The organism is Klebsiella sp. JB_Kp031 (assembly GCF_040064295.1).
Classification (GTDB): domain Bacteria; phylum Pseudomonadota; class Gammaproteobacteria; order Enterobacterales; family Enterobacteriaceae; genus Klebsiella; species Klebsiella quasipneumoniae.
Genome location: NZ_JBEAJW010000021.1, coordinates 19,052 through 45,852, shown reverse-complemented (window position 1 = coordinate 45,852; position 26,801 = coordinate 19,052). Strand labels below are relative to the sequence as shown.

General features: G+C 43.9%; 32 protein-coding genes. 9 read left to right on the top strand and 23 right to left on the bottom strand.

The window, feature by feature from the left end; all coding sequences use genetic code 11:
* Positions 1-108 precede the first annotated feature (108 nt).
* From ABLV64_RS06685 to ABLV64_RS06590, 20 genes are all read right to left on the bottom strand, one after another.
* A complete protein-coding gene (locus tag ABLV64_RS06685; protein ID WP_004197205.1) occupies positions 109-360 on the bottom strand; it encodes a hypothetical protein in 252 nt (83 codons plus the stop codon).
* Between the two features lie 120 nt (positions 361-480).
* On the bottom strand, positions 481-795 hold the full coding sequence (locus tag ABLV64_RS06680) for a hypothetical protein (protein ID WP_004026416.1): 315 nt from the start codon (positions 793-795) through the stop codon (positions 481-483).
* Positions 796-875: 80 nt separating this feature from the next.
* On the bottom strand, positions 876-1,196 hold the full coding sequence (locus tag ABLV64_RS06675; protein WP_004026417.1) for a hypothetical protein: 321 nt from the start codon (positions 1,194-1,196) through the stop codon (positions 876-878).
* 53 nt (positions 1,197-1,249) lie between these two features.
* The gene (locus ABLV64_RS06670) at positions 1,250-2,119 is read right to left on the bottom strand and encodes a DUF4942 domain-containing protein (protein ID WP_348843199.1); all 870 of its coding nucleotides are present in this window, start codon (positions 2,117-2,119) and stop codon (positions 1,250-1,252) included.
* Positions 2,120-2,506: 387 nt separating this feature from the next.
* Positions 2,507-3,088: a DUF6012 family protein gene (locus ABLV64_RS06665; protein ID WP_004026428.1), complete on the bottom strand. Its 582-nt coding sequence runs from the start codon at positions 3,086-3,088 to the stop codon at positions 2,507-2,509.
* Between the two features lie 37 nt (positions 3,089-3,125).
* Positions 3,126-3,419 (bottom strand): hypothetical protein, encoded by a 294-nt coding sequence (locus ABLV64_RS06660; protein ID WP_110437879.1) that lies wholly within the window; start codon positions 3,417-3,419, stop codon positions 3,126-3,128.
* Between the two features lie 16 nt (positions 3,420-3,435).
* Positions 3,436-4,017: a hypothetical protein gene (locus ABLV64_RS06655; protein ID WP_024198086.1), complete on the bottom strand. Its 582-nt coding sequence runs from the start codon at positions 4,015-4,017 to the stop codon at positions 3,436-3,438.
* 53 nt (positions 4,018-4,070) lie between these two features.
* Positions 4,071-4,454: a hypothetical protein gene (locus ABLV64_RS06650; protein WP_024198087.1), complete on the bottom strand. Its 384-nt coding sequence runs from the start codon at positions 4,452-4,454 to the stop codon at positions 4,071-4,073.
* Positions 4,455-4,495: 41 nt separating this feature from the next.
* Positions 4,496-4,975, bottom strand: coding sequence for a hypothetical protein (locus ABLV64_RS06645; RefSeq protein ID WP_004026435.1), 480 nt, complete (start codon positions 4,973-4,975; stop codon positions 4,496-4,498).
* An 82-nt stretch (positions 4,976-5,057) separates the two neighbouring features.
* The gene (locus tag ABLV64_RS06640) at positions 5,058-5,264 is read right to left on the bottom strand and encodes a hypothetical protein (protein ID WP_004026437.1); all 207 of its coding nucleotides are present in this window, start codon (positions 5,262-5,264) and stop codon (positions 5,058-5,060) included.
* A gap of 77 nt (positions 5,265-5,341) precedes the next feature.
* Positions 5,342-5,872: a hypothetical protein gene (locus tag ABLV64_RS06635; protein ID WP_004026440.1), complete on the bottom strand. Its 531-nt coding sequence runs from the start codon at positions 5,870-5,872 to the stop codon at positions 5,342-5,344.
* 2,036 nt (positions 5,873-7,908) lie between these two features.
* Positions 7,909-8,997 (bottom strand): RepB family plasmid replication initiator protein, encoded by a 1,089-nt coding sequence (locus ABLV64_RS06630; protein ID WP_024198088.1) that lies wholly within the window; start codon positions 8,995-8,997, stop codon positions 7,909-7,911.
* Positions 8,998-9,970: 973 nt separating this feature from the next.
* Positions 9,971-10,762 (bottom strand): hypothetical protein, encoded by a 792-nt coding sequence (locus ABLV64_RS06625; RefSeq protein WP_004026443.1) that lies wholly within the window; start codon positions 10,760-10,762, stop codon positions 9,971-9,973.
* Positions 10,763-11,082: 320 nt separating this feature from the next.
* Entirely contained in the window at positions 11,083-11,436 is a 354-nt protein-coding gene (locus tag ABLV64_RS06620; protein ID WP_004026444.1) for a hypothetical protein, read from the bottom strand.
* Between the two features lie 9 nt (positions 11,437-11,445).
* Positions 11,446-14,826: a hypothetical protein gene (locus tag ABLV64_RS06615; RefSeq protein ID WP_040222869.1), complete on the bottom strand. Its 3,381-nt coding sequence runs from the start codon at positions 14,824-14,826 to the stop codon at positions 11,446-11,448.
* Positions 14,827-14,894: 68 nt separating this feature from the next.
* Positions 14,895-16,139 carry a site-specific DNA-methyltransferase gene (locus ABLV64_RS06610; protein WP_004026446.1) on the bottom strand — a complete coding sequence of 415 codons (1,245 nt, stop codon included), beginning with the start codon at positions 16,137-16,139 and terminating at the stop codon, positions 14,895-14,897.
* Between the two features lie 344 nt (positions 16,140-16,483).
* Complete coding sequence (locus ABLV64_RS06605; RefSeq protein ID WP_004026447.1) at positions 16,484-17,236, bottom strand: hypothetical protein; 753 nt, start codon at positions 17,234-17,236, stop codon at positions 16,484-16,486.
* A 130-nt stretch (positions 17,237-17,366) separates the two neighbouring features.
* On the bottom strand, positions 17,367-17,756 hold the full coding sequence (locus ABLV64_RS06600; RefSeq protein ID WP_016947060.1) for a hypothetical protein: 390 nt from the start codon (positions 17,754-17,756) through the stop codon (positions 17,367-17,369).
* Between the two features lie 29 nt (positions 17,757-17,785).
* Positions 17,786-18,103 carry a hypothetical protein gene (locus ABLV64_RS06595; RefSeq protein ID WP_004026449.1) on the bottom strand — a complete coding sequence of 106 codons (318 nt, stop codon included), beginning with the start codon at positions 18,101-18,103 and terminating at the stop codon, positions 17,786-17,788.
* Between the two features lie 11 nt (positions 18,104-18,114).
* A complete protein-coding gene (locus tag ABLV64_RS06590; protein WP_004181835.1) occupies positions 18,115-18,426 on the bottom strand; it encodes a type II toxin-antitoxin system RelE/ParE family toxin in 312 nt (103 codons plus the stop codon).
* Between the two features lie 277 nt (positions 18,427-18,703).
* Between ABLV64_RS06590 and yfaE the strand changes: the two genes are divergently transcribed.
* From yfaE to ABLV64_RS06550, 8 genes are all read left to right on the top strand, one after another.
* Entirely contained in the window at positions 18,704-18,976 is a 273-nt protein-coding gene (gene yfaE / locus ABLV64_RS06585; RefSeq protein ID WP_016947059.1) for a class I ribonucleotide reductase maintenance protein YfaE, read from the top strand.
* A gap of 35 nt (positions 18,977-19,011) precedes the next feature.
* On the top strand, positions 19,012-19,230 hold the full coding sequence (locus ABLV64_RS06580) for a hypothetical protein (protein WP_085858953.1): 219 nt from the start codon (positions 19,012-19,014) through the stop codon (positions 19,228-19,230).
* Positions 19,231-19,296: 66 nt separating this feature from the next.
* Positions 19,297-19,917 carry a hypothetical protein gene (locus tag ABLV64_RS06575; protein ID WP_016947058.1) on the top strand — a complete coding sequence of 207 codons (621 nt, stop codon included), beginning with the start codon at positions 19,297-19,299 and terminating at the stop codon, positions 19,915-19,917.
* Between the two features lie 228 nt (positions 19,918-20,145).
* Positions 20,146-20,580: a hypothetical protein gene (locus ABLV64_RS06570; RefSeq protein ID WP_004026454.1), complete on the top strand. Its 435-nt coding sequence runs from the start codon at positions 20,146-20,148 to the stop codon at positions 20,578-20,580.
* 294 nt (positions 20,581-20,874) lie between these two features.
* Entirely contained in the window at positions 20,875-21,183 is a 309-nt protein-coding gene (locus ABLV64_RS06565; RefSeq protein WP_004026456.1) for a hypothetical protein, read from the top strand.
* 154 nt (positions 21,184-21,337) lie between these two features.
* Positions 21,338-22,000 carry a hypothetical protein gene (locus ABLV64_RS06560; RefSeq protein WP_016947056.1) on the top strand — a complete coding sequence of 221 codons (663 nt, stop codon included), beginning with the start codon at positions 21,338-21,340 and terminating at the stop codon, positions 21,998-22,000.
* A gap of 60 nt (positions 22,001-22,060) precedes the next feature.
* Positions 22,061-22,354 (top strand): hypothetical protein, encoded by a 294-nt coding sequence (locus tag ABLV64_RS06555; RefSeq protein WP_004196694.1) that lies wholly within the window; start codon positions 22,061-22,063, stop codon positions 22,352-22,354.
* Between the two features lie 43 nt (positions 22,355-22,397).
* Complete coding sequence (locus ABLV64_RS06550) at positions 22,398-22,676, top strand: hypothetical protein (RefSeq protein ID WP_124036897.1); 279 nt, start codon at positions 22,398-22,400, stop codon at positions 22,674-22,676.
* Between the two features lie 120 nt (positions 22,677-22,796).
* Here the strand turns inward: ABLV64_RS06550 and ABLV64_RS06545 are convergent, their stop codons facing one another.
* Complete coding sequence (locus ABLV64_RS06545) at positions 22,797-23,114, bottom strand: DUF3846 domain-containing protein (RefSeq protein WP_004181829.1); 318 nt, start codon at positions 23,112-23,114, stop codon at positions 22,797-22,799.
* A 27-nt stretch (positions 23,115-23,141) separates the two neighbouring features.
* Positions 23,142-23,390 carry a hypothetical protein gene (locus ABLV64_RS06540; RefSeq protein ID WP_004181828.1) on the bottom strand — a complete coding sequence of 83 codons (249 nt, stop codon included), beginning with the start codon at positions 23,388-23,390 and terminating at the stop codon, positions 23,142-23,144.
* A gap of 577 nt (positions 23,391-23,967) precedes the next feature.
* Here ABLV64_RS06540 and ABLV64_RS06535 point away from each other — a divergent pair.
* Positions 23,968-25,170, top strand: a complete 1,203-nt coding sequence (locus tag ABLV64_RS06535) for a type II restriction endonuclease (RefSeq protein ID WP_110437877.1) — start codon at positions 23,968-23,970, stop codon at positions 25,168-25,170.
* An 89-nt stretch (positions 25,171-25,259) separates the two neighbouring features.
* Here the strand turns inward: ABLV64_RS06535 and ABLV64_RS06530 are convergent, their stop codons facing one another.
* Positions 25,260-26,675 (bottom strand): DNA cytosine methyltransferase, encoded by a 1,416-nt coding sequence (locus ABLV64_RS06530; protein ID WP_004026463.1) that lies wholly within the window; start codon positions 26,673-26,675, stop codon positions 25,260-25,262.
* Between the last annotated feature and the right edge of the window lie 126 nt (positions 26,676-26,801).

Here is a 26,801-nt window from a genome sequence, read left to right as displayed (position 1 = left end):
TAGAACTCCCAGTCAACCCCTCTAAACACCCTATTTGTCATTAATTCATAATCACTGGAGCACTTAGCAGCAATGTAATAAAGCATGACATTAATTACGTGATTATGTTTACTTTGATTGTAATGATGGATCCTTATAATCAATAGATGCAGATACGTTAGAAAAGAACGCCTCCCTGGTGTGGCTGTTAAGTGCACGAGCGAAGGTTGCATTAAGCACCTCGGCATCACTGCCATCAGTAATATAAAGTGCGATTTTTGTAGCAAGCCGTGCCTTGGCTTCTTTTAACTTCATATCACGACAGGCACGGGGAATATATTCCGCAATCTGGGCAATAGACTTTTCAGTTTGGTTAAACATTAAAACTCCCTCGGCATTCATGATATTAACAATGTTATTTCAAAAAAAATGCGTCCCGCTTAATAGCGCTATTGAACCCGCACACAGTTATAAAAAGGTATAAAGTTACTTTCCAGGTAGTCAGACGTTCCGGCGGTTATACGTCACTTTCCAGTCGTGATAATCTTTCCCGTCATTAAGAGGGCTAAGTTTGACGACATTCTCCGCCAGTCCATTCATCATCAGCACGCGCTCAATGCCAGAAAACCAGTCTTCCTCAGAGCTCAACGGGAACCAGAGATTATGATTAGCACCACTTAGGAGCTCATCATTACAGAAATGAATCCCTCTGCCATATTTTGTCACACAGCCGGTGACAATCACTTCATGTCGAACGTCATTGTCGGTTGCAGGAACATCTTGCTGTACCGAACTATTTCCGTTTTCTATGCCCATTTGCGACTCCTTGATTTTCTGCTTTACGTCTTATATATAGGCCCCGCCACGACAGGTTGTTAGGTCCTGGTAAAGAATTGTTACCAGTCCCACGCAATAAGTTCATCCACAATATCTGCGTCACGATCAAAGTGAACACATTCGAACCCTGCGTTAAGTACTTTTTCGATATTTTCGATTGTAGGCCAGGAGATACCATCATCACGTAAATGTTGTTTCCATTCCTGATTATCACAAGTTATCCGAATAATGTAACCATATTCATTTGCATGAATCCAGTTACGACCACTTTCAGAACGAGGATTATAGCTGGCTTCAGTTAATAACACTGCATCATCTTTAGAAATGTGAGCTGTGCTGATAACAGCAGTGGTATAGCGTTCTTTAATTTCAATAGCCATGTCATGTTACCTCTATAAATAGTAGTGCACGGGTATAAAGTTAGAATTAATTGTCATACTCTGGATGGTAAAGCATCAGGGTATCTACTGGCCACAATCTCATTAATTTTGTCAACGAGGTCTGGACGTGTGAACGTCACATGAGCGGACCCTTTCCAGAAAGATTTAATAGTGAACCACTCACAGGTAAACACACCGTTTAACGTATAACTGTTTAAGTTGATAAAATCCCTGTACTGGCTCCCTTCCGCTATCCGTGAATCTGGAACGTTTTTCTTGTCGATAAGGCAGAAAGCACGGGCGAGATCATTAATCCAGTTCTGCGCATTAGTCCTGACCGAAGCGTATCGATTTCGCGAGACATTTATGGATAAAACACCTTCGAGTATAATTTTCTTGCCCAGACGGCAAGGATTATTTGTTTTGTAGTCCCAGGACAGCTTACGGAAAACGTCAATAATACCAGTTACAAATGTTTCGTTCTTTGAGGCATGAAGATGCTGAAACGTACTGATGACATTGTCCAGAGTAACTTCAGGGCATTCTTCACTGTATACCTGGTCAGTCCATTTATCATGTTGCTCACTACTCATAAACGTAAACATCCCTGTCCGGGTCATCAGGCGCGTCCAGATACTGCTATCAACACAACGAGCCACCCTGCGGCGTAAAGCCTCTATTTCATTTTCTTTGCGGCAACGCCTACCTGACGCCACAATCTCATCCAGCCCTGAGAACCAATCCTTTTCAGCAGCAGCTGCGAACAACAATTCTGCTTCTCTGAGTTTCTCTAAACCTTCCATAAACGCCGCAATGCCAGCAGTACGTTGAGCAATGATTAAATCAATAGGTACAGAAGGAATAATATCTCCTGTGTTCTCTGATGTGTTTAATTCATCAATCAATGTATTTTCGATGGACATAGAAACTCCCTGAAAGAAAAGGTTAGGACGAAAATTCTTTCTTCGTTGAAACCAGGATACCTTTTTTTACCTCTTCATCAACCCCCATCTTTTAAATTTCCCCAAAAAAAGTAACTTTCTCAGGGCCTGACATTCTGGATCGAAAGACTATAATTCATAATGCTCCAGTGTTTACAAAGGGTATTAAAAAAGACTGAAACTTAAGCCAAAATCATTTAGTAATTATGAAGGATATTAGACTGAAACAAACCGTAAAAACGTAAATTACATGCACCATACATTTTCTGATTGTATTTCAGGATTCCTATAACAGAACTTGCAAGAATAGTTAAGAATGTCTTGTTGAAAAAAAGCCCCGGAACTAAACCGGAGCTGCATTTAGAATTTTCAAATGCAAATTGCAGAGTCTGGCTGGGGAAGCCTGTCGGTTAAAATACTGTATCTGGAAAGCCTGTCAGACTCCAAAGTATTCAAGAGCAATGTTTCCGTTCTGGACAATAAAACATTATTCTCCCATACATCATGCTGCAAAGTATTAACCGCTTCGCCGGTTCGATATGATTCCATCATCGGTTGTATTTTAACCGGAGCGACTTTGTGATAAGAAGGATGGAGCCTTGGTTTAAATTCATCAAGACCAATATTCAAGCCTATATATTGTGAAATAAGGTCAAATTCAGAATCCATCACTATAGTTTTAATATTGTGCTGAACAAAACCAATGTCTCCTATGTACCATTTATATTGCGTTGTAAAATGACTTACTTTCTTTTCATACTCAAGAAGTAAGCCAACCATGGCTTTACGATTTTTTTGCATACCCACAGTAAGCCGTTTATTAGGAAACGGTCTTCCGCATGAAAGGGCATCACCTTTAATCTCAAACTCCAGTTCCGGGATCGTCACTGATTCAAGTCGGCATTTATTTGAAATGGTGTGGTATAGCGTTGGAACAAGATGCAGATACATGATCCCCCCAAAAAAGCTGTAGTCCCAGCAGCTAAGTTTATTCTGCCCAGAATGGTGTTAATGGTACGCGGTCTCCCCTGATCAGTTGCTTTACATTGGTATCGTGAAAAGTCCGGTAATGCTCAATGTTCAATTCGCAAAAAGCTTCAAGTTCAATTTCGGTCAGTCGAGGGGAGTAAATCAGGAGTGTATCGGTTTCATCATCCGCAAACTGTTCCGTGCCATCTGGATACATGATTCGTGGAACTCCACCAATAAGCATTTCAACCTCAGTAATAAAGGGGGTCGTATCTTGCGATAGGAAATTCAAAAAAACCGTTCTGTCAGACATTCAGATGCTCCTGCATTCAAAAATAGAGTATTTTGTACGTATCCGGGCTGAACTTTACGTTCAGGAAGAGCGGTGTATAACCAGGTTCAATCATCTGTTCATCAAATGAAAGCCCTCGTGCAATGTTTTCCCTAATCTGTCTTTTAAGCAATTTGATAAATTTGGACTTTAAAAAAGTATCTTGCGATACATCAATTTGTGAAAGTGGTATCGAATAAATCTTCTTTGAATGTCGATAACCATCGAAATCATTATAACATAGATTTATACTAATAAATTCAGAACCAGGAGCACTGACTTTATTTGCTAAATCATAAGCAGATTTCTTATCTGATTCTTTAATTTTTATAAATGAAGAATCATGGAAGTTTTCTGGTAACACCGTAACGATACATCCTGATATTATGTCCCTGATTAGAACGTACCACCTCTCATCCAGTCGACTGTAAATCAGAATGTGTTCTTTTAATATCCCGGGTTTCGAACCCAAATCAACATATTCCCTTTTGTCGATCATATCAGTGAGCACATGCAGAGGAAGTCTAGATCGCTGCATAAGTCTGAGTCTGGCGTGATCGGTTATTCCTGTGTGTACCATATCTCCTCCTCATCAACTTTTTTGTAAAAATAGTAATTATTTATCCATGACTTTTAATCACCCCCACTGCAACCTGAATCTGTCGAGTCCGAATAACTACAATCTGCTCCATTATTAACGATACTATCCGACTGAACGTTGCTTATTGATGAGTAATAAATGCTGTGTAAAATCAGTGAAGAATCATCACTATCATTCTGTTTATACCGGTGAGTCGGAGATTGACTAACGATAGGCAATGATTTTTCCTTTTTCTTATTCTTTCCCGGAACAGAAGCTGCTTTAGGGGTAATGAAAATATACCAGCTAAATGCAAACCACCATGAGATCAACGCATAATAAAACAACCACGGCCAGTCGCTAAGCCAATAACCACCGTGATAGGCCAAAAGTAAGGTACAGGCCCCTCCCAACAACACCAGTTTCCGAAACAGCATAAACACCTCCTTGCAAAAGTTACTTTTGCGAGTGAGTTTTATTAATGCAGCATCAATTCCTGAGCTGTAGATTGCCCGGAATGTCCAGTATCAATAACCGTCATCATCGGCTCGGCAATACCGACTACGTCATCATCAATACCTGCACAACGGCTGACCACATCGATGATCGCCATAAGCTCATTAAGCGTCAGCGGCTCATCAATCTTCACTTCCGTAATGTCTTTCTTCACTATCGCATCACGGGCAGCACTATGCCGTTTCTGGTTATATAGCCAGACAGCATGGTTATTAGATACCTGTTCACCGGGAGCGGATTCGTCAGTGTCTGAGTCGGCAACAAAAATGCCAACCTGATTTTCAATACCTGCGCACTGGCAGATTGAATTTGTCAGATCCAGAAGCTGATTCAGCGTAGGAGAACAGAGCAGCTCAATTGATGATGTTGCACGGGCCTTAATAGCGCTTGCTACGGTGTCATGATGCTTTTTGCTGTAAAACGACACGGTCATGTTACTCATGGTGTTTTCCTTTTATGGTTTTCCGTAAATTGACTGAGTGGCCTGTATGTAGAGAGTGGAACAGGCCAGTACACGTAATGCTTTACTGACCGGTAGTCTTGCCTTCCTGAGGTTCGTCTTTAGAAGACGCCCTTTTTTTCAGTCCAAAACGACCAGCAAAGTAGGCCAGCGCCAGGATGGCGTATACCTGCCAGAAAGGCCAGTCCGAAAGGAAATAGCCCATGTGGTAGGAGAGGATCAACAGCCCGATGATGGGTACCAGTAATGCTTCCCGTTTAATGTTTTTCATTTCTACCTCAAAAGTGACTTTTATTGGTTAATTTGTGCCTGTGGCATAGTAATGACACTATCCTTTACTTCTCTCTCCTAGTCGCAGTTCACCCCCACTACAAAAAGGACCAGCCCAGTGGTGACATTAAGGCTTCTGAGATCGGTCTGTTCTGTGGTTAAGGCCCTGAGATTGGCGTCAGTCGCATCCAGGGGGTATAGCGCCTGTGTCAACAGGAGAGCATTTTCATCCGAGCAGGTTAACCCGAGAGAAATAACGTATGACTGATAATTCAGCCGTACCCGCTTCTGTTCCTCGTCGCCCGCGCAGTTAAAATAATCGAGCGAGCGTGGCTCAAATGCCTCATCTGCAATGCTCTCCAGCACCCCATGTTTTTGAGGCATGATCTGCAATGGTAAAACCGCTGCCGGGAACTGGTTACAACTGTGGCCTCCGCATTGTTCTTCGCCAAGGAACCAGTCCTGGGAAGGTGACTCCGGAACTATCTTCGTTGAAGCCAGCACCAAAGCAGGGTATTGATCGTCATGACAGAACCAGGGGGCAAAATGCTTCTCCGAAATATCGGATATATTTCTTCCATACAGAATCGGTGGAATAGAGGATTTCATTACTCTGACCTGCCTTAATTTTTGATTATCTTTCTAACCAGATATCTTCTGCTTGTCCGAAACATAATTCACTCTTCCATACATAACCACCATATACTTGAAGTGTATCCTGATATGCAGTGGAGATTCTGGCTTAAGACGATAAATTGTCTTTTGAATAAAATTTATTTTCCTGCATGCTGGATACGGCGAATTTTCTGTTTATCTGGTACTGAAACTGGCGGCGTGCAGCCAGGGAATAGGATATGTATTCGTGCCCGCACTGCCTGCATTTACACATATAACCTGTACCTTTAGTTGCGAGTACTGATACATCTCCCCATCCGTTATGATCCAGACCCGCCCTTAAACGGTGCCAGTTTTTTTCATAGCAGGGCAAGCAGCGTAGGCTTCGATTTCTTCGGCAACTTCCACGTTCACCCATATGCAGTTAAAACCCCTATTGTATTCGTGTCTGGCAGGAACAATTATACAGATTGAAACGTTGTGTAAAGCCCCTATTTAAGCATTCCGTCCAAAAAACATTATATATATCATAAACATCCAATAATTACGGAAAGAGCTACAGAGGGTGACTGAGGCGTGAGTGATTGATCATGTTGTTCTGGTCTCGATATGGCCCACCAGCACAAATGTGTAGGGTGCCGGTGCAAGTATAAAAATGACTAGTGTACCGACAACAGTGAGAAAAGCGGAAAAGTGACTTTTACGGGAGTACAGCATGGTCATAAACAACAGCTCATCCCCCCACAACACAGATATCTCTAAGAGGAATATGCTTCATATTTATGATGTAGTCTTCTCATCTCTTTTTAAACTTTATGCGACTCATTAGAGACATTCGGTCAAAACCATAACTATGCCTTAGACGCTGCCCTCTTTTCCTCGTACCCCCCACCCCTCCCATCGGTCAAAAAACAGCCGCAGTTATGTTGTCACACTGTTTATTTATACAGCATTGATATGTAATGACATTTTTTTGTTTACATCCCCAAAAAACGTTCCTTAGTTACGAAAAATGATTCGCTGACTCTGTAAAATTGTCCTGCCTGTGATTAGCAACGGATTACCGGAGCAAATCTGGTGAGGTTGTTTAACAAAGTTGCTTTTGATTGCGATAAACCTTGCGTCAGTGCTGGAGGTCAGAGTAGGCCAGATGTACGAACGGATGCACAAAGAAAATTGCCTTCGTTCCACTCTGTCCCTCTCTTCATCTATAGGCTCTTGCTTACACCTGGCGAAACCAATTCCGAACAGGGTTTATCGACAAAAGTAACTTTCCGTCCTGGTTATTTACCTGGGCAAAGCGATCTCTTAGAACGAACGAGCATACAAGCGTTGTCCTGGAACCAGAACCGCACAACGCATAGAACACTTTCCGGCATAAAAGTAACTTTCTCAAAGTTGCGTTGTGACCAGAAAGTAAAACCGGAGAGTAGCTTTACGATAATCGACACTTAGCATGCAACATAAGGCCCCGTTGATCTGGGCTCACTCGATGGCTTACGAGGTAACAAACATCGCAACTAACGGTAAGTTCGCATCCCTGTAAAAATGCATGGTGATACGTACGACGGTTAATCTTTTCACTTTTCATAGGATGAGCACAACAGCTATCTAACCATGCCAACCTACTTGAATAGCTCTTAAGTAATTGTTTTATAGTGTAAAACGCCACTATCTTTCTGGGGTTACCCTGATACTGTGAACGTACAACCGTTAATTCTTTCAGATTAAAGTGACAATCTGCGGGCTTTGCACGTCCATAGGAACGTACGACGGTTAATGTTTTGAGCTTGAGAGGTCGGATACGAATGACAACATACGACCGTTAATGTTTCTGATTGAACTTGTCTTGAATGAAGTTTATTTGCTGTAGTATCAGATAGTTACTGTGTTTTCGTGTAGAGAGGCAACAATGGACGTGTAGTTAAAAGTGCAGCAACAGCGATAAAAGTTACTTTTCGATAAGGGGACTATTCTTCCAGAGAGTCATCCCCCTCTTTTGTACGCCTGATTTCCTGAATGCTGCTACCTTAAAGCTCCTCAAAATCGGCATCTTCGACTTCGGATTCCGGTTTTCCTTCCCTCTGCAACTTATCGAGGGCATCCAGAACGCCAGCAATCTCAGTTTCTGAGTAACCTGCAGCCTTCAGCATTTTAAGTTTATGTATCAGTGCATCGTCATCAGCTGGGTTATGTGCAGCCGGGACCAGGATGGTCTTTTTGGCATCCAGCGAGGGACTTCGTTTAAGTATGTGGAACTTTATTGACCGACCAATCTTCTCTTCTCTGTATTGCAAGTAACCGATTTGCTCAAGTTCCTTCAACGAACGGCGAATGATCATGTTCTGAGAGGCTACTGGGGACGTTAGCCGTAAACGGTCGCGAAAGCGTTTCATTGAGATTGGTGCGGGGTCTTTAGGTAGGCTGGCGAGGTAGGTATACAAGGCCTGGGCGGACTCTTTCCTTTGCAGGTTATCAAGAGCCTTAAGGCGAAGATAAACCTTATAGTCAATCTGATAGAGCTCCTGAATCCGGGGATCTCCCTCTATCTCAATCTCATTGGTTTTTAAGTTGTACCGTGCCCAGTTAATGAGGCCGGTCGTGAGGGTTGAATCTTCATTGCGGAACTGAAAAGTGACCATTTTCAGTTTAATCATCGAAGCATCGATACGTTGTTTCATGGGCTTATTCGACCTCGAGGGGTCAAACCCACAATTTTTAAGGAAGGTGCTAAAAGGAAGCTTAATCCTTCCTGAGTAATGGCCATGGTCATGTAAAGAACGGACTATACCAAGCCATACACGGAAATCTGTCCCCATATCAAGACGAGGGCTGGATAGCGATATTTCTTTGTAGCCTTCACTGGATGCGATCTGCATATGCTGTAAATCGCGTGACACATCCATCGTAACCAAACCCTCTGGGAGGTTTTTCTTTGCTACGCCCGGAGGGGCCGGGACAAATACCCCAAGCCTCAACAAAGCAACAGGTTGAACGGTACCATTGTTACCAGGGGTAAAGTTAGTAACTTTACCCGTACCCCCTACGACATTGAATGAGAATGCGGCTTGTTCTTTGATTTCATTGTTAATTTTTTCCGTTTTCTTGTTCACAGTCATTCCTATCCTAAACATACGACCGTTAATGTTGAATCCCATTACTGTAGATCATCCAGCATACGACTGTTAACTAAAATCATTCATACATTAATGAAACTCCATATGAACATTAACAAAAACACGTACGACGGTTAATCAAAAGTGTCGATTTTCTTATATAATTCAATTGGATACAGCGCCGGGGATCCTTTTGGTTTTTATGGGTTAGATCTAGGATCATATTGGGATCAATTATTGGTTATAGGGTGTGGATAACGGGGATAAGTGGCTGGACCCACAAAATCGTTTACAAACACAGCATTTCTCTCCTTTTAGGGGATTTGACCCCTAACTCTTACCGAAGCTGGATCCCAGATCGGAATAAACAACAACAAATATGCCGAAGACATAACGTAGATCACTGTCATACAGTTTAATAATTCGTTATTTATTAGTATGATAAGAACAAAACCAGTGGGGGTTGCCTCTCTGCAGGGTAGTGCTGGTGGTTGAGTTTCGGTACCTCGAACAGTGGTAATGATCGGATCCAGCGCAGAATGGTCGTCAAACACACCAGGATTAGTCGCAAATATTATACGTAGGTAGGTACCATTTTTCTAAGAAACGGCTTCTGAGAGCGATTACGGGCCTCTGAGAGGCTAGTTAACTAGCAGGCTGAACTAACTGAAAGGTTTTACCCTTAACGATCCAGAAAAGGATCCGCGTGATCCTGAGCACGATCGCTTCCGGACGATAATCCAAAAATTGGGCTTTTGTGGATGGTTTGATGTCGTTAGAAAATGGTTCTTTCAAGGATAAACGTAGCTACGAAAGCTATGGTTCGGGCCTTAGATTTCGTACAGCAAGGGGCGCAGAAGACAGCAAACGCTATCTGGCAATGTTTTCTGAACCCACCGGACCATGAATCGCACTACTCCTGGGACGGTCACCTGAAAGGTTGGGGCTGCACTGCTGCAGCCCCTCATTGGAGAAACTATAACCTTATGTTTGTAAGTTCCTTACGGCTATCTTCAATTTTTACCCGCGCTTCCTCAAATGCTAACCTTAACCAATCGCGGTCAAACCAACGTCGCACCGGACTATTTTTGTTAATTGAAACCAGTTCGGCGTAATGTTGTCCGTATACCTTTCCTGTGGTTCTTCCCCTCACGATTATTTCAAGATTCTTCAGTTCATATCTCCCGGTAAGAAGATCAGCTATGTATAAATCTTTACATTCATCATCCCAGGCATCTGATGTGTCCCAAAATTCCTCTTCGCTTTCGGTTACAATGATTTCGAAATTAGCTGTGGCACGTGACATAACAAGGTCGCCTGCATAGGAAGGGCTCATATTTTCATGGATTTTATAACCGTCATTTTCAAGCGTGCTACATATCTCCTCAATGCTCCCCTGGATACTATCCAGAACGTCATAAAAGCGATCTTCATATCCGATATCTTCCGGGTAATTTTCTAACAGGACTCGGATGGTATTTGCATGAGAATATCGGTACCCAAAACCGTTGCGTTCAAGAATGAGTTTTGTTTCGCTGTCTTTGATTACTTCGGCAACCTCTTCTGCCAGTTTTGCAGTGATATGATTATATTTCACCAGACCAGCCAATAAGGACAATATTTCTTTGTCATGCAGCACGCCGTAAAATGCCACACCATCTCCCTGGCAGTAAGCTAATGAATAGTTCAGTTCCATATCGGCAGGCCATCCGCGAGCCAGCAGAGTGTTTTGACAGTGACGGTTAAACAGATTATTAAAAGCATTCATAGCGTATTCTCCTGCAATTTAGGATTGTGTGCGGCCTGACCTGTGCCGTGAGACAAACGCAGACGGGGAAAACAGAACGAAAAAGGGCGGAGAAGGAAGCCGCAGCTCAAAGTTTTTGCAGGCTGAATGCCTGTAAAAATTTTGAGACCGGGTGACTGAGACGGCGACAGCTTCCCTTTGAAGTGATGTGACCCGTCTAAAGTGGTCTCACGGCACAGGTCCCGGTTCCGGGTTTACCGGGACCGTGGGCCTGTGCTGGTGGATAGAACGAAATACTAAATTGCAGAGGGGTAAAATGGAGAAAAGTGGTTCATGATGATTTACTCGTAACCGTATTTTATGGCGGCTTTTACAGCTGCATCATACAATTCCTCTTTAGCCATTTTTTCTTCTCCGCCACAATCAAGGGTCACAGTCCTGAAAGTTTCGGGGTCGGGTTCATTACGCGATTTTAACTGGCAAGATAAATATTCTTTCCCTATTGGCACCAGGCCTATGTTCCTGTCCTGCCAGCTGGAATAAGAAACGTAGGATGCACCGACAATGCTAAAGAAAACGAGAAAAATCCATTCTTTTCGGGTTAACAGGTCCTTACGGAAAATTGCGCCAGCGATAGTCATCACCGGCATAATCCAAACAACAATACTGGTCAAAACAAAGAACTTGCTAAACATAAAGCTCCCCTAATACCACCTTTCGTCAACGCCTTCTGGCGTGTTTGATCTGTCTCCGGAGACACTTTTCTTAACGGTTTCCTTCTGCATCAGGATATGCATGATTGCCGTCTCCCTGCTATCGAAACTGTGTCTGGTAACCTTATTTACTGGTGCCTCGATATTGCTCAATGAAACATTAGCCTCAGCGCCTTTTGGACAGATATCAAACCAGTGGTGAATACGGTAGATTTCACCACTCGATTTGATTACCGGCAGCGGCCCTTCTGACAACGATTTAGGTAGAATGACTTCGAATACATCAACGGCAGACTGCACCTGTAGATGTGAAGAACCAAGGAGTTTATCTATGATAAACTCACCATTATCGCTTTTAAGGTTATCGGCAATATAAATCCTGCGATGTAACCCGCGTTCCGCTTCAGCGAGGACAAAAAACAATCGGTTTTCAATTCGCTGAAGCTGGCTGTAGGCGCTGTAAGATAAAGGTCCATAATTCACGCTATCCATTTCAACATTGCGATCTGCACAGAACATGCCGATGTCGGGAGTTCTGTTCGTCATGCCCAATGCCAGCCTGTTCCCCCTAGTTTCAAGCCTTTCGAGCTTTCCTTCCGGGTGAGCAAAGCGTGAAACATATTCCTGATAAAGTTCCTTTTTCAGGCGTTCGCTGCTGTTGTGATAAAAATACCCAGCGGCCTCACTTTCTGTTGTGACGTAGATATACTGCCAGTCTCCCCGGTTAATGTAGATGCCTACCGGTATCATCAATCTCGGCTGCTGCACCTGGCCCCCGGTTTTGCGGTAATCATTCATTTCGCAGTAGGCCGTCATCCATTCACGTACCCCAGCCTCAAATTCTGAGGGGTTAGCCGGAGACAGTTTTCGGAGGTCCTCTTTGCCTGTCTCAATATATTCAAACGCTCTTTGCTTTTCGTGAAAGCTGGAGAACACTGATTTCAACCCTTTCCACTCATTGGCCTCCGGCCATTCATAGAGGGTTGTTTCGCAAACACTATTTTTGCTTAGCAACGCAGGTTTGCTGGAATCAAGAGTCAGCCCTTTTGCTGACATTTTAAAGGTCAGCAGCATGGCCCACTTATGTTTTTCCACGCGATCGTCACGTTCCTCGGCTGTAGGGGTAACATACAGAGCCAGTCTGGCATTTGTCGTGACTATAAGACGTAACGGTTTGCTACCCCGGGAGATGGCCATCTCCACTGCAGCCTCTCTATGGCTCAAACCGCGCCAGGCGATCAGGTCCATCATGCCAAGTAATGCTTTCCAGCTTTTCTCGTTGTCAATTCCTTCACTAAGCGGCTGACCTTTTTTGTCCGCCCGCCAGGTGATGACTGTCTTGTCGACGATTTCAGCACGATTAGTTTTAGTGCCTATGTTGCCATCCACCAGCGCTCTGATGAGCTTTTGCCGATAGGGCTTCTCCTGCTCTTCTTCCGCTCTCAGGACAGCTGAAAGGCGTTTGAAGAGCTTTATGTAGTACATAAAATTTTTACGGCTGGAACGGCTGTGGATGTAATAATCCAGATCATCGGCTTTAACCGCGTCCAGACAGAGGAATCCCACGCTGCAGGCGTCATCCCACGGATCACGCTGAAAATTAGTGAGGGATACTTTCGCATTAAATTCACGTACATCATTAGCCCGGGTGCGACGGTAGATATCTTTTTTGACCGGAACCTCCACGCAAATCTCATTGTTGCGGGTAAAGGCCACCGCCATTCCCTCATCATTGATGAAATCGGCGGTAAAATAATAGGATCGGTAACTGGTACCAGTATCGACTTTCACAACGCCCGGCGCGGTATTTGGTGTACAAACAGCTCTCCATTCGCAGAACACCCTTGAACCTGAGCGCAAATGGCTATTGGCCTGGGTTATATACTCCTCAATAGAGGGGCGCACTTTCGCATCAGGATCGTCCAGAAGGCCAGTACCATCATGATCATAAATGAATCGACAATACTTCTCCTGGAACGCCATAGAGACGAAACTTAAGCGGTCCTGAGGGTCGTAGAACTCGCCAAACAGCTTAAGCCGGTGGTCGAGCCCGCAGCACAGGATAAGAAACCGGTAATAATGCAGAGCAACCATCTCATGCGCTTTAAGCTTGTCAGTGTATGACACGTCATTGAACGTAACCTGCGAACCGTCAATGCCTCGAAAGATATTTCCCTGTTCATCGGTGGTTGGAAAAAGTGTATGAGCGCCGAGGTGAGACTCTACTCCGGAGTAAACCTGGAACAGCCGTTCGCCGTCCCGAACCATCAGAAAGACCGTCTGGTTTTTTGCATTGAGCTCCCAGTTAGCCCAACGGTCCTGATAATCAATATAGCGACGGGTAGTGGTCATACATACCACACAGCGCTGTGACGGGAAGATCTGCTCCACCAGCCCTGGATGGTTGTTTAATGCATGGAAAAAAAGTGGCAACTTTTCAAAATCAAACCATTCTCCTATATCGAGAAAAACAGCCGTTTCCTCATCGACGGCCAGCTTACGCTGTACGAACGTCAAGGGAATGTGTGGCGGTGCTGATTCACCCTCCCTGATAGTGTTCACCACCACATCTTTCCCGATGTAGAGGTCAAGGGACTTTATACCGTCCATCAGTTTATTCAGCGTTTCGCGACTTTCTTCGGCAATGGCAAGCTGGGCGGCAGCCGACTCTTCCAGATAGGGAGTAATAGCCATGACGGCTCTCGAAATCGCATTATTCTTTTCTTTAATCCAGTCGATTTGCGCCTGTGCGATTTCATGTCTGAACTCAACAGCCTGCTGGAGCTGTGCTATTTTGGCTTCATCGATACCTGATGACAGAGCTGTGCCAAGAGACGCTATCTCAGTTGATGAAGACAGCTCCATAACCATAGGAAGTTGCTTTTTGTCATCGCCTGGCGTCGATGAACTGGCTTTCTTTGCTTCAACCCTGCCGAGGAGTTCCGTACGCAGTGCTTCAGGATCAGACATGGTTTCGGTCATTTGCTGAGTCAGCTGGCTAACCCGGTTTTGAGCTGCAAGCAGTTCCTGGCTCCGGATATCCTGCCCATCATCTGCAAATTCAAATTTATCCAGAAAGTCATTAAACAGAAATCGATGCTCTTTAAACGATTTCGTGGTGCGGCAGCTACGGCCAGCAGCATCGGTAAATTTGAAAACAAAGTCTTTGCCGTATTTTGACGGATGGGTGCGGAGGATCACAGTATGGAGTGCATTATCAACCCAGCGGAGCGACTCAATCAGCAACACTTCATCCTGTTCAATACATTGCTCAGGAATATCGTTTTTTGCGCGCCAGTATTGCCCTCCCTTGAGGGAGTGAAATTTATGAAGACGTTCCGGCTGTTGTTGGTGCGGGATAATGTCAGGCATATCGCCATCTCCTGTGATCGTTCACTCCGCAAAAGACAGAGTGAATAATGTTTATTCGTAACGGCCGCTTACGCGAACAACTCACCGTTATCAATAATCGGGTTCATCTCAAATCCCGGGAAGTCAGAAAAAAAGCCGGTGGCTGAAATTCGTAACCATTCCAGAATACTATCAAAACACATCCATCTGCGGTTGAGCCGCTCGGCGGCCAGGCCTGTCTTGAGAGAACCGGCAAAAGGATCAACAACAAGCTCGTTTTCCTCCGTCAGGAACCGTATGAAAAAATCGGGGATGGCCGTAGGGAACATCGCCCCATGAGCAGGAAGCCCTAAGCGTTTAGCCTCCTGATGAAACCGACGAGTGTCAGCACATGCATGGCCTCTGATCATCACATTTTTGGGAATAGCCCCGTTAGTGTGGTGCGCAAAGGCCCCTGGTTTCACGCCATGAGCGCCGTCACCGTAAATTGTCTTGCGCATCTCTCCGCCTCTGGAAATCAACGCGCTATGGCTCTCGGTGTGGGGCTGCAAAACACGTTGGTTACAGGAGCGGACAGCATCTGGATTATTGGTCAGCCAGAAAATCATTTCATGCCCGGCCAGCAGGTGAATTTTCTTGCGGCAGGCCCAATATGTCGGAGAAGGTGGTTTGCTCATATTAACCCATGGCACCCGGTCCATCAGGTAGAGGTCAAGCTTTTCGCACAAGGCCAGTAACAGGCGCTCAGGATAGAGGGAACGAGAAGGCCGCCCCGGATTAAAAATATCCTGTCCGATATTCAGCACGACAGAACCACCGTCAACCAGCTGGTGGGCAATTGGCCGAATGGCTTCTACGATGAAATCAATATAGTCACAGTCGTTTTTGAAGGCTGCAGCATAATCCCGCTGCTTTCTGAGCGGATAAGGTGGTGAAGTCAGGCAGAGATGAACCGGCTCGGTATTGCCCGGTAACACCATTGTTGAATTTCCTAAAATCGCTACGCCGAGATCTGTACTGAATGCCACTAAACAAGCCCCTTCCCTGACTTCGGAAAGCCCTGACTTGTTTTTCCGACAGTGGCGCCATAGAGAACGGCCTGAGCTTATACGCTCAATGACGTTCATAGCTTTTAGCGTCTGTTGGAACCAACGGATACGGTGTTTTATTTTGTTATGCGGCACACCGGCCAAACCGAATTTTTCTTTTTTATTGAAATCATTATCTGAAATTGAAAGGCGAGACTGTACCTCCCTATATAACTCATCATTGGTGAGTTCACGCTCGGCATCAGAGTAAATGGCTTCAATTAAATCCAGATTCAGAAGAGACATAACATACCCCTGTGAAATTCGTGTAATCATTATCTCATATTTAATCTTGAATACCAGGGGCGAATTCATCAGAATCAAAAATAATACGGAAAGGACATATTTAGTTAATAAACATCCAATGTTTGAGTGTGGTTACCCCCCCCCGGAAAGTCATTTTTCTTTGATTGCAATATCATAGCCCCTGACTAAGGGGGGATTTTAAATGGAGATTACTTGTGATGTTCCAGTGTTTATTTCTAATTGTGAACTCCCTTGAAAACAAGCAGGTGTAAATAAAAAATGGACACCTGCAACCAAATGTCCAGTTCGGGAGCCAGACTGCATTTTTTAATCGGTTGTTAATATTAAATATATTGTTCGTAAAGTCGTGCTAGTTCTTTGTGTCTCAAACAAACCACACGATATAGATTTTGTCTTTCTGTTTCAGGCAGTAGCCGATAAGTAGCAAGGATCTCTTCGGTATCACTATTGTAAACCTCATTAAGTGAGACGATCGACCCGGCTGGGCTCTGCTGGTGGTTATCGAGTTCGCTGATTTCTTTCAAACGCAAACTGAAGCTTTTTGCCAGAACGGCGATTTCTTCAGGGGGAAGATTCTGCAACTCTTTCGTCAGGCCTTCACTGTTTGCCTTAAGGGTTTCATCCTTACCGGAGACAAAGCCCCGAATCCATTCCGTCGATACCCCGACCGCACATGCGATGTTGTGCAGTGCTGTCTCACTGGCGACCCCATCCTTGAACCAGGACTCCACTGCAACAGAATCGGTACCGGCGATTAGCGCAACATCATCTGTCTCCATCTTGTGAGATGACATAATTTGAAGCAAATTAACAGGATTAAAAGGCACCATTTTTTCTTCTCCGGCATTGAAATAATTAATTAAAGCAAGACGTTGGGCAGTTTCAGTAGGATCCGGTGAGTGGTATTCATAGTTAACGGATGTTTTGTCCAGAGGCCCACCACGAAGTTGGTCAATCAGGTCGTTATTTGATCCTGGTTTAAGAATCCTAATTGTGTTTTGTTCGCTCTGTCCTGATTGCACAGGATCATCTGCATGTTTATCGCTGGCATTATTCTGCTCGTCGTTGAAATTCATTGTTTTCTCTATGATTAATAAGGTTTTTCGTTCGCTGCATGTTTACTTCAGAAAGATTATCAGATTTGAAAGTAAGCTTCCTCGCATAACCGCTACAAATGCCGCAGCGGATAATTATTTTTATCGAAAGTTACTTTTCTGGCAGTAAGTGACAACTTGTCACCGCCCTGAACGTGTTGCAATCCTGATTCTGCATCAGCTGTCGTGAATAAACGTCAGCATTAACAACCTGTTGACCGTCATCGCACATTAGGACAATGACCGGATAGCCACGACCGCTGATTTCAGCTGATTGCTGGTCAATGAAGTCACACTGTGTAAAGTCCCTGGTACCGGACAATATCTGATCCATACTTGTTGCTACGGAGTTATTCAGAGTATGGAAAGCCAGACAAATCACCAGGGCACTGATGGTCAACGTCAGGGCCAATGGACTGCGTCTGCTCCATGCGAAAACGAAACCGCGAATAATGCAAATCGCAATCAGAAAAAGGGCAAGGTAATAAATTTTCTCTAACATTGTCGTCCCATATATTTGCTTTGACTGGTTCAGTCAGCTCTTTGCTGGCTGCTACCTTTCCTACGACTGGCTAAACGCTGTTTGATACGCTCGCGGGCCTCTGCCTGTTCATCAATGCAGAGCATCTGTCCGATTAACAAAAGATGCCTTTCTTCGCGTTCAGCATCCGTTAGAAAATCAAATGGTGTCCCCGTAAAATCAGGAGGCAAAGGTAGAGCCTGCTCCCAACGAGATATAGCCTTAACAGAGAGACTGTTCAGACGCACCTGCACGCCTTCCCGGCCCAACAATGTATATAACTCGATAGCCCGGATTTCTTCCTCAGGATGCTCTGCTACATGGTGCATTAAACAATTCCTTAAGCATGGGCATGAGCGGTAAGTTTGACCCGATTAGCCCCACCATTGGCCCACGTAAACAGCAGGCGGTATTTTGAAGACACGCGGATAGAGGACATATCGCCCGCCCTTTCACGTTCGCGTAACCGCGTATGGTGGATTTTTTCATAGTTACGGCTTTTAAGACGGATCAGGTCGGCTTCGCTTCCCGCAGCGTGTAACTCATTAAGGGCTCTTTTAAGACTGTTAGTAATATCCGTAGGAAGCCCTGACTGCGATTTCCCGCTCGTAAATAACTTCTCAAGATTTTTTTCTTCAAATGAATGAATCATATTTCCTCCTTTGTTATGAATATGATTGCATATTAAAACGCTACGACAAGGGGTCATTTTAAATTTAGAAGAGAAAAGGTGAGTGATATTTCAAAAACATTCGCAGTTTTTGGGTGGGGTGTTTTCAAATTGTTTTTTTGAGGGAAATCCCAAGTGGAAATTTTTGGCTGTTTATGACGAGGTGTATTAACTAAGGTTTTTTTCTGTTGCCAAATAATTAAGGGGGTTATGGTGGCATCTGGAAGTGATATAATGAACCAACTACCAAGGGGGCGTTATGTCAGCTAACTTTAATTGTCAGATTGTTTCTACCGAACAGAGTGAGGCAGTTATAACTGGCGAAGATGCCGTTACTACTATCTTGGAACAACTGGAATCAGCAGGCATCCAGGTGGAATCACAATGCCGTTCTGGTTATTGCGGTGCATGTCGACTCAAGAAAAAATCGGGTGAAGTGAAGTATGATAATGACCCGCTGGCTTATGTTGGGCAGGATGAAATTTTGCCTTGCTGTTGTCGACCTTGTGGCCTCCTGGTACTGTATATTTAATTTTAATACTGATTCAATCCGAGTAAGGCTAACTTATGGCAAGTAAAGGTATTGAAAAATTAGTCTCTGAGGCATGTAAAAAAGGATACTCTGTATTTCGCAAAGGAGACAGGATAGAGATTTGTAAACCTAACAGAAAAATGGTGCGTCTGGTTATTTTACCTGATGGTACGGGATACAGGGGAGATGTTGATCTAACGCTGGCAAAAGCCGTCAGAACGCAAAAGCAAATGAAAGAGGTGCTAGGCCTCTAGACTAGACGCACGGAAAGTAACTTTCTTTGATGGCACCCAAACCAATATTATTAAAAGGAAAGCACAATGTCCGACCATGTGAAGTTTTATGATTACTATATTGTGGAAGGGCCAGAGGTTCAGGCTCTAATTGAGTCCTTCGAGCCGATTTCACAGAAGCGGTCAGAATTAATTAAAGAAGCCATGACACTCGTTGAAGCCGTAGGCTGGGTCGACTCCCAGAGTTTTGGTGATAAGGGGGATAAAATACAGTCATTCGTCTGGAAAGCAGATCACAAATTCCCGTGCGAAATCACGATCAAAAGACGAAGCTATATGGATAAGGTACCGGTGATTGTAGCCCGGGGGAAAGGAAATACATCGGATGGGCGGGAGTTCAACAAAAAACTCGATGTAATTATTAAAAATGTTAATAACAAACTCGGTCCTTTCCCATGCTGGTCTTCATACATAATTAATCATTTTGGCATCATGCACAGCGCCCACGGTGGACCAGTGGCCAATCGCCCTTTCGCTACAGCTATCCTGACAACTTACGGTGGTACAATCTCTGGAAGGCAGGATGCATTAGCTTTCGCCATACCTAACAGGAATGATGGGTATAATAAACCAGTTATCATCCCCCCAAACTTCAAGAAACTAACTTATGGACAGTTTTACGACATAACACACCCCCATCTTGTTTAGGTTGCAGATCTCAGATCTGAGGAGCAAAAATGAAGCGTTACACAGTAATACTGTGTGATAACTTTAGGTTTGCTGATTATCATGTTTTAGCTGAAGACAACTCAGTTGCTGTCACTAGAGAGATATCAGAACACTGCTGGGACGATTCAGAAGAGAGAAAAGAGGAACGGTGCTCAGATCGCTGACTGCAATCACAAGCAATTTTCGTTTATCACGGTTGGTGCAACTATGCAAAAAGATAAAACAGGCAGTATCGAACCAACAACCTTGGGTGCTGGGGGGCATTTCCGCATCAAAGATATGTTTCGGTTAAAGATGCCCTGTGCTAACTGCCCTTTCAGGAAAGAAGGGGCCATCCATCTGAGCCCTGGTCGTCTATCGTCCATTATCGATACCCTGGTAAAAGATGATCACACAACCTTTTACTGCCATAAAATTGTACATTCTATTGCTGGCGGGCAATTTGAAGATGGCTTGTACACCCCTTCAACGAAAGATGCTATGTGTGCAGGTGCAGCGGCGTATCTCATGAAAGCGGGCAGACCTACAATAGGTATGAGGATTGCGTACCTGACGGGAGCAGTGACCCCAAGTGAGTGGGACAAAGCTGCGGATATGGTAATTGATCCTCCCTTTGATAAAAACAGCAAAAAGCTTGGATAAGAAACCAAAATGAAAAAGGTCTGGAGGGATGTTGTACACATTGATATCACAACTGGAGAAAGAGGAGGCAGGATCTGGGTCTTACGACTTAGCTGCGGTCATACCGTATTTCGCCGTATTCCTCCGCTCAGACTGCATACATTGACGTGCTTTGAAAAACATGAGCCACCACATAGATGTGATTGCAAAATATGTTCCTCCTACGGCATATAATTGTAAGTGTAATGACGTAACCACCGATAAGCCGCTAAAAACATACGATGAGTGGTGTAACAGCAGATTGAGGAAGGCATTATGGGCAACTTTTATTGGGCAATTTGCCATCACTGTGATGGCCACGGTAGCATGGACAACCCTGCATTTTCAGATGGTTTTACCAACTCTGAACTTTACGATATTGAGCCAGAGGAACGGCAAAGGATCGTTAACGGTGCCTATGATGTCCTTTGCACTACCTGTAAAGGCAGCGGGAAAGTGAAAGTTCCAAATATCCGCGAGATGTCTTTCGGCGAAAAAAGAGCATTAGTGGAAAGACGGCGTGAGCAGCGTGAACTCGATGAGCTGAGCCAAATGGAGAAAATGGAACGGATGATGGGATGCTGAGCAGATTTGTGCCCCTCTATCTCCCAGGGGCATACCTCTACGTTTGCTAAAAAAAAATGTCATAAACCGTGTTTATGAGCATTTAAGTCAGAAAAGTAACTTAACTGGCCTGTACGATAGATAGACCACTTTATCTACGACTCAGGTTATTTTTATGAAATCCTCTATATTTTCAAACTTCTTTCGGTCATCCCTGCCAGTCATTCTTCTGACTGCATTCATGAGCCCTGTTAGCTTTGCCAGCAGTTTTGATGAACCAGCCAATGATAAATTTGAGTCTAGCGATTTACGGGGTTTGAACCACTTAACTGACCTGATTAATGAACGAAACACTACTTCTGAGAAAATATCTGAGCACAATGTGCTTAATAAAAGTCAGGAGGAACTGACCAATAAAATATCCGTGCAACTGAAGCACAAACTTGAACAAGAAAAAATCGATCAACTAATCTCATCATTGAACAAAAATAACTCATCCAGCGAAGAGTTGAATTCTAGCATTCAGCATCTGATCTCTATACTTGAAAGCCAAAAACAAAGCCATGATGCGGTCATCTCTAAAAATAGAACTGACGAGGGCAATATTTCAAAATCAACAAAAAACGACATGATTGAGTTAATGGTAAAAGATTTGGGTGCAGACGCTCAAAAGCAACAAGTCGCGATTGAGAACAACGATCTTCATAGAACTACGGCGTTATACGATTCTCAATCAATGGATTATCTCAGGAGCCAATGGCAAGCGTTATTCTTCACAATTTGTGTGGTTGCTCTGCTTGTTTTTATCGCATGCAAGAACACGACTCGCAAAAAGTAACTTTTTAACAACAAATCTGATGATATCAGCAGAATAGCATTAAAAAAAAGGGAAAAATATATGAGTATGCATAACAAAAAAAGTGATTCTTACTTTAGTCGAAACCAAAAATGGTTGAGCCCGCTTGTTATTCTAGCTTTTTGCCTGTTAAGCTCACAGGTCGGCAAGATTATAGGCGAAAGCAATGTATTTCCAGGTTACATTATAAAAACTGTTGCAACCATTGCGCTTTTCATCTGCGCATTTAATGCAAGGATGACACCAACCGTGTCTGCCAGAATCATTGTTGCTACGTTCTATTTTAGTGTATTTGGTGTGTTTGGCTTGCTAATTTTTAACTATTTTAATGGGTAGGCACGAATCCTATATTTCATTTAGATTATAGGGGGGAATTGTAATGATTCAAAATGAACCGACAGGTCGTATGATTAAAGTCACCAGAGCAACGGGTCGGAGTAGTGACTACCTGGGGCCTTGCGAGATTTGCTCAAAAAATATGCCAGAAGCATACGCAGCACGTTACGGAAGGGAAAGAAAGAGAGCTAATGGTGAAGTCTATATCGATAAATCCGGAGGTAGCACATATGGCCATAGAGAATGTTTATTGCAACTTGTTAATGTTAAACCTGATATATTAGCTCTAAATATTTCCTTAGGAATGTCAAAAAGAAAGTAACTTTCTGCTTGCACCTAGATTAAATCCCAACACCATGATTTTTATAAAAAAGCCTGTCAATGACAGGCTAATATAAAGACCAAAACTTCATAAAAAAACATTCAAAGCCATGTTGTTAAGCTATTGAAATTCGGTTTCTTCGAGCATCAACGCATTTCCGACTATATAGTCGTCAGGGCCGATAACACTTTTCACCAGAATAGTTGCATTTTTGTTTACTGGTAAGGATAGAAGCTTTCCTTCTTCATTAATAACCAACCAGCAATATCGAATGTTTTCATGAACGATTACAGGGTTGAGCTTCACAGCTTCAATGTAACCACCGACCAGTTGTTGCATATCTGCAAGCGAGAATGCACCGTCATTATCACGGCTACCTTCCAGGTCCAGAGGGGATAGCCTTGTAATGCGATCGTCTGCTGATATCAGTAATGCCATGAGTTCTTCCTTTCAGTTATGCTGCATTCATTTGTCATTGACTGCATGCATTTTTTCAATGAACGGAACCACCCAGGACTTTACATAGTGGAAATACTGCTCATCGTCGGTTTTTGAGTCAGAGCCTGGTGCTTTTTTTACCTTTACCATTGTATTGTAAACAACCATGTTGTTCACAGACTCCAGAATAATACGACACATTTTTATATTACCCGTCTCTCCTTCTACAGATGCCTGGTAATTCAATTCTGCGGTAATCTTGTCACGGATTATCATATGTTACCTTCTTGAGTGATACGGGATGAATCTATTTTTCCACATATAAATGTTTAGTCAATGAAATCCCGCATTTTGATTGTAATAAAAAATATTTAGTTCGCACTATGTTGACCTGTAAGAACGAAAACACTGTTCTTTCCTGTGTGTCTTCCATTTATTAGAACAACGTGCATATCTATTCTTGCATTTAAAGTCGCTTCGTCAATCCCCTATATTTCTAGGCGGGTATCTTTTAATGCAGATGGGAATACTCATCTCATAAACAGTGAATAATTATAAAGATGAAATCACACCGTTCTATTTTTTAACTTTTGTTTTTATATTTAAATGTAAGTGCGAATATGAATATAATGTGAAGATAGTGATAAAATTTAATTCAGATGTCCTTGTGGTTTAATAAATTATTAAGTGATGGTGTATGCTTATTTTTAGCATAACCTCCTGAACATACGAATGAATTCATAGTTACACCTTTTATCCTCACAGCCACGCTCACTCTCTTTTGCCTTGATTCTACCCTCAGGATCCGTAACATCGTGCATAAACAGCGAATGTTTATGGTGGAGAGGTTTGAATGAGCCTTCTGGCGGAGTGGTTGCAAACAAAGTGTTCTGCGAATGTTTGGGTATACGTTAAGCGCTTATCCGCGAACGATACCGGTGCTACAAGATCCCACCAGTCTGGTCTTTACATGCCGGGAGCCGTCATTGATGAGCTGTTTCCTTCCCTCCGTGATACTCAGTTAAGAAATCCTGAAGCTCTTTTTTCTGTTCACGTGTCATCTCATCCTGATTGCCCTGACCTTGATGATGTAAGGGCCATTTACTACAACAATAAATTTTTCGGGGGCACCCGTGATGAAAAGCGTCTGACGGGCTTTGGTAGACAAAATCCTCTCCAGAATCCGGAGAATACCGGCGCTCTGGCACTTCTCGCCTTCGACCATGTGCCTGGAACATCATCCAGTTATTGTGATGTCTGGGTCTGCAAGGACCTGACCGAGGAAGATATTCTTGAACCAATTATTGGTGAAGTTATCCCGGGAGCAACGATATTTGGTCCGGGAGATAAAATAATTGGAGGGTTCGTTACAGAAACTTCTCCTGGCAGAACAAAGTATAAGCTTCCACCCGAATGGAATCACCACTTCCCTTCAGGAAGGGAGATTATTAGTTTTGCCGCATGTCATTACGATAGAACAACTGACGACCCGGACTCACAACTGACGCGGAGGAGGAAAATTGAGTTTGAAATTTTTCTTGCCGTTGAGGAACTGCACGTGCTGGGTCAGATAGCCGAAGGCTTTGCTACGGTGAATGATTTTATTACGCTTGCTAATTCAGTGAGTAACCGGAGGAAGTCTCGTGCCGGGAAAAGTCTTGAGCTCCATCTTGAATCTCTTTTCAAAGAACACGGTGCAACGAGCTTTGAAACCCAGGCTATCACGGAAGGTAAGAAAAAACCCGATTTCATCTTTCCTTCCGGTGCTGCCTATCACGATCCTGATTACCCAGCTGAACGGTTACGCATGTTGGGGGTTAAAACCACCTGTAAGGACCGCTGGCGGCAGGTACTGAATGAGGCTGACAGAATTGATACAGTACACCTGTTCACCGTACAGCAGGGCGTCTCTGTGGCCCAGTTCAGGGAAATGCAGTCTGAGGGGATACGGCTCGTTGTACCGGTAGGGTTGCATAAGGCCTTTCCTGAGGAAATCAGGGGTGAGTTAATGTCACTATCTGCGTTTATTGATGAAATCAAAAAACTCTATTGGTGACATCCCCTCACATCTGGCGAGAGTCGTATGCGCATGGGATGATACCAGCATAGATATTTGAAGAGCCCCTTGGGGCTCTTTTAGTGCATTTATTTCCGGGCCTTTACAGCCTCGATGATCCGTGACTCCAGCAATTTCGCTACTGCATCAAAGACCGGCACGATGACGGAATTTCCGAACTGGCGGTAAGCTTGAGTATCGGATACGGGGATTCGAAAAGTTACTTTCCCTGGCTGCTCAAATCCCATTAGCCGGGCACACTCACGCGGTGTTAGACGCCGAGGACGTCTGGCCATGTTATCAGGGTCATTAAAGTTTTTTTCACCGAGTTCGCTATCCCAACCACGATCAACAAGCGATTCACTGCCATCTTTGTGATACCTTGCTGATATTGTTCTGGAAATCGCTTTATCATCGTCTGGTTTAACCAGGCCAAAGCCAAAGCCATTACCTTTCTCTTGGTGTTTTTTGGCGTATTTATAGAGATAATCCCACAGCTTTGGCGTTAGTGTGTATTTATCATCAACATCACTGTCAAGGAGTTCTCTGAACAGCACTTTTCTTTCAGGAAACAGCGAAGAAATGTCAGCAAGGCTAAATCCCTGACTTAAATTCAGGTCACGTCTGAAGCCCACCAGAACAATACGCTCCCGGTGCTGAGGGATGAAATGCTTACCATCTATAACTTTTGGATCATCCGCACCTGTAGCTTCAGCATCAGCAACGTCGTAACCGAGCTCATTCAGGGTATCCATAATGACACGGAAAGTTTTCCCTTTATCATGGCTTTTGAGGTTCTTGACGTTCTCGAGTACAAAGATGGCCGGTTTTTTTGCCATGATGATACGAGCCACATCGAAGAATAGGGTCCCCTGGGTGTCACATTCAAAACCGTGTTTACGGCCAAGTGAGTTTTTTTTGCTCACACCTGCAAGGCTAAAGGGCTGACACGGGAAACCAGCCAGCAGAACATCATGATCGGGTATCGATTTATCGATATGGGCGTAGGCATCTTCTTCGCTGACATCTTCCTTATGACTGAGTGTCACATCGCGGATGTCCGAATTGAAGATATGCGCTTCGGGATCGCAGTACCAGTTTGCTTTATAAGTTTTGACTGAATAGCTGTTCCATTCACTTGTGAAAACACACTGGCCGCCAATGGCTTCAAACCCATGACGGATACCGCCGATACCGGCGAAGAGATCGATGAAGCGAAAAGCATAATTGGGATGGTTTGCTGGCGGCTGCGGGAGCAGTCTTTCAAGAAGCGATGCCTCAGTTACGGTAAGTGAACGTGGCCCACATTTCCCGTTAATCCAGCGGTTCAGGGTCTCCCTGGTCCAGTCTGAATTTCCCAGCTTACGCAAAAGTTCGGCAACAAACTTCTGATCATAGATTTCAAGGACTTTCCCTATCAGGGACAGGTCCCTTTGCTGTTGTCTGGCCTCTTCATTACGTGCCTCTTCCACCAGCTCTTCCGCAAGGGAATCAAATTCAGACATTATTGCCTCCACAGGTTATATGCGTGATATTCTATCACTCATTTAACCCAGCGCAAATAATATCTGTGATTTTAACCAGTATAACGTGCTCTGCCAGGCAGTACTCTCATTGTTTTTCCAGTCGAT

Bases quoted from the DNA above. Each gene is read 5' to 3' on its own strand.
- ABLV64_RS06685 (WP_004197205.1), bottom strand. From the start codon at position 360: ATGTTTAACCAAACTGAAAAGTCTATTGCCCAGATTGCGGAATATATT.
- ABLV64_RS06680 (WP_004026416.1), bottom strand. From the start codon at position 795: ATGGGCATAGAAAACGGAAATAGTTCGGTACAGCAAGATGTTCCTGCA.
- ABLV64_RS06675 (WP_004026417.1), bottom strand. From the start codon at position 1,196: ATGGCTATTGAAATTAAAGAACGCTATACCACTGCTGTTATCAGCACA.
- ABLV64_RS06670 (WP_348843199.1), bottom strand. From the start codon at position 2,119: ATGTCCATCGAAAATACATTGATTGATGAATTAAACACATCAGAGAAC.
- ABLV64_RS06665 (WP_004026428.1), bottom strand. From the start codon at position 3,088: ATGTATCTGCATCTTGTTCCAACGCTATACCACACCATTTCAAATAAA.
- ABLV64_RS06660 (WP_110437879.1), bottom strand. From the start codon at position 3,419: ATGTCTGACAGAACGGTTTTTTTGAATTTCCTATCGCAAGATACGACC.
- ABLV64_RS06655 (WP_024198086.1), bottom strand. From the start codon at position 4,017: ATGGTACACACAGGAATAACCGATCACGCCAGACTCAGACTTATGCAG.
- ABLV64_RS06650 (WP_024198087.1), bottom strand. From the start codon at position 4,454: ATGCTGTTTCGGAAACTGGTGTTGTTGGGAGGGGCCTGTACCTTACTT.
- ABLV64_RS06645 (WP_004026435.1), bottom strand. From the start codon at position 4,975: ATGAGTAACATGACCGTGTCGTTTTACAGCAAAAAGCATCATGACACC.
- ABLV64_RS06640 (WP_004026437.1), bottom strand. From the start codon at position 5,264: ATGAAAAACATTAAACGGGAAGCATTACTGGTACCCATCATCGGGCTG.
- ABLV64_RS06635 (WP_004026440.1), bottom strand. From the start codon at position 5,872: ATGAAATCCTCTATTCCACCGATTCTGTATGGAAGAAATATATCCGAT.
- ABLV64_RS06630 (WP_024198088.1), bottom strand. From the start codon at position 8,997: ATGACTGTGAACAAGAAAACGGAAAAAATTAACAATGAAATCAAAGAA.
- ABLV64_RS06625 (WP_004026443.1), bottom strand. From the start codon at position 10,762: ATGAATGCTTTTAATAATCTGTTTAACCGTCACTGTCAAAACACTCTG.
- ABLV64_RS06620 (WP_004026444.1), bottom strand. From the start codon at position 11,436: ATGTTTAGCAAGTTCTTTGTTTTGACCAGTATTGTTGTTTGGATTATG.
- ABLV64_RS06615 (WP_040222869.1), bottom strand. From the start codon at position 14,826: ATGCCTGACATTATCCCGCACCAACAACAGCCGGAACGTCTTCATAAA.
- ABLV64_RS06610 (WP_004026446.1), bottom strand. From the start codon at position 16,139: ATGTCTCTTCTGAATCTGGATTTAATTGAAGCCATTTACTCTGATGCC.
- ABLV64_RS06605 (WP_004026447.1), bottom strand. From the start codon at position 17,236: ATGAATTTCAACGACGAGCAGAATAATGCCAGCGATAAACATGCAGAT.
- ABLV64_RS06600 (WP_016947060.1), bottom strand. From the start codon at position 17,756: ATGTTAGAGAAAATTTATTACCTTGCCCTTTTTCTGATTGCGATTTGC.
- ABLV64_RS06595 (WP_004026449.1), bottom strand. From the start codon at position 18,103: ATGCACCATGTAGCAGAGCATCCTGAGGAAGAAATCCGGGCTATCGAG.
- ABLV64_RS06590 (WP_004181835.1), bottom strand. From the start codon at position 18,426: ATGATTCATTCATTTGAAGAAAAAAATCTTGAGAAGTTATTTACGAGC.
- yfaE (WP_016947059.1), top strand. From the start codon at position 18,704: ATGTCAGCTAACTTTAATTGTCAGATTGTTTCTACCGAACAGAGTGAG.
- ABLV64_RS06580 (WP_085858953.1), top strand. From the start codon at position 19,012: ATGGCAAGTAAAGGTATTGAAAAATTAGTCTCTGAGGCATGTAAAAAA.
- ABLV64_RS06575 (WP_016947058.1), top strand. From the start codon at position 19,297: ATGTCCGACCATGTGAAGTTTTATGATTACTATATTGTGGAAGGGCCA.
- ABLV64_RS06570 (WP_004026454.1), top strand. From the start codon at position 20,146: ATGCAAAAAGATAAAACAGGCAGTATCGAACCAACAACCTTGGGTGCT.
- ABLV64_RS06565 (WP_004026456.1), top strand. From the start codon at position 20,875: ATGGGCAACTTTTATTGGGCAATTTGCCATCACTGTGATGGCCACGGT.
- ABLV64_RS06560 (WP_016947056.1), top strand. From the start codon at position 21,338: ATGAAATCCTCTATATTTTCAAACTTCTTTCGGTCATCCCTGCCAGTC.
- ABLV64_RS06555 (WP_004196694.1), top strand. From the start codon at position 22,061: ATGAGTATGCATAACAAAAAAAGTGATTCTTACTTTAGTCGAAACCAA.
- ABLV64_RS06550 (WP_124036897.1), top strand. From the start codon at position 22,398: ATGATTCAAAATGAACCGACAGGTCGTATGATTAAAGTCACCAGAGCA.
- ABLV64_RS06545 (WP_004181829.1), bottom strand. From the start codon at position 23,114: ATGGCATTACTGATATCAGCAGACGATCGCATTACAAGGCTATCCCCT.
- ABLV64_RS06540 (WP_004181828.1), bottom strand. From the start codon at position 23,390: ATGATAATCCGTGACAAGATTACCGCAGAATTGAATTACCAGGCATCT.
- ABLV64_RS06535 (WP_110437877.1), top strand. From the start codon at position 23,968: ATGAGCCTTCTGGCGGAGTGGTTGCAAACAAAGTGTTCTGCGAATGTT.
- ABLV64_RS06530 (WP_004026463.1), bottom strand. From the start codon at position 26,675: ATGTCTGAATTTGATTCCCTTGCGGAAGAGCTGGTGGAAGAGGCACGT.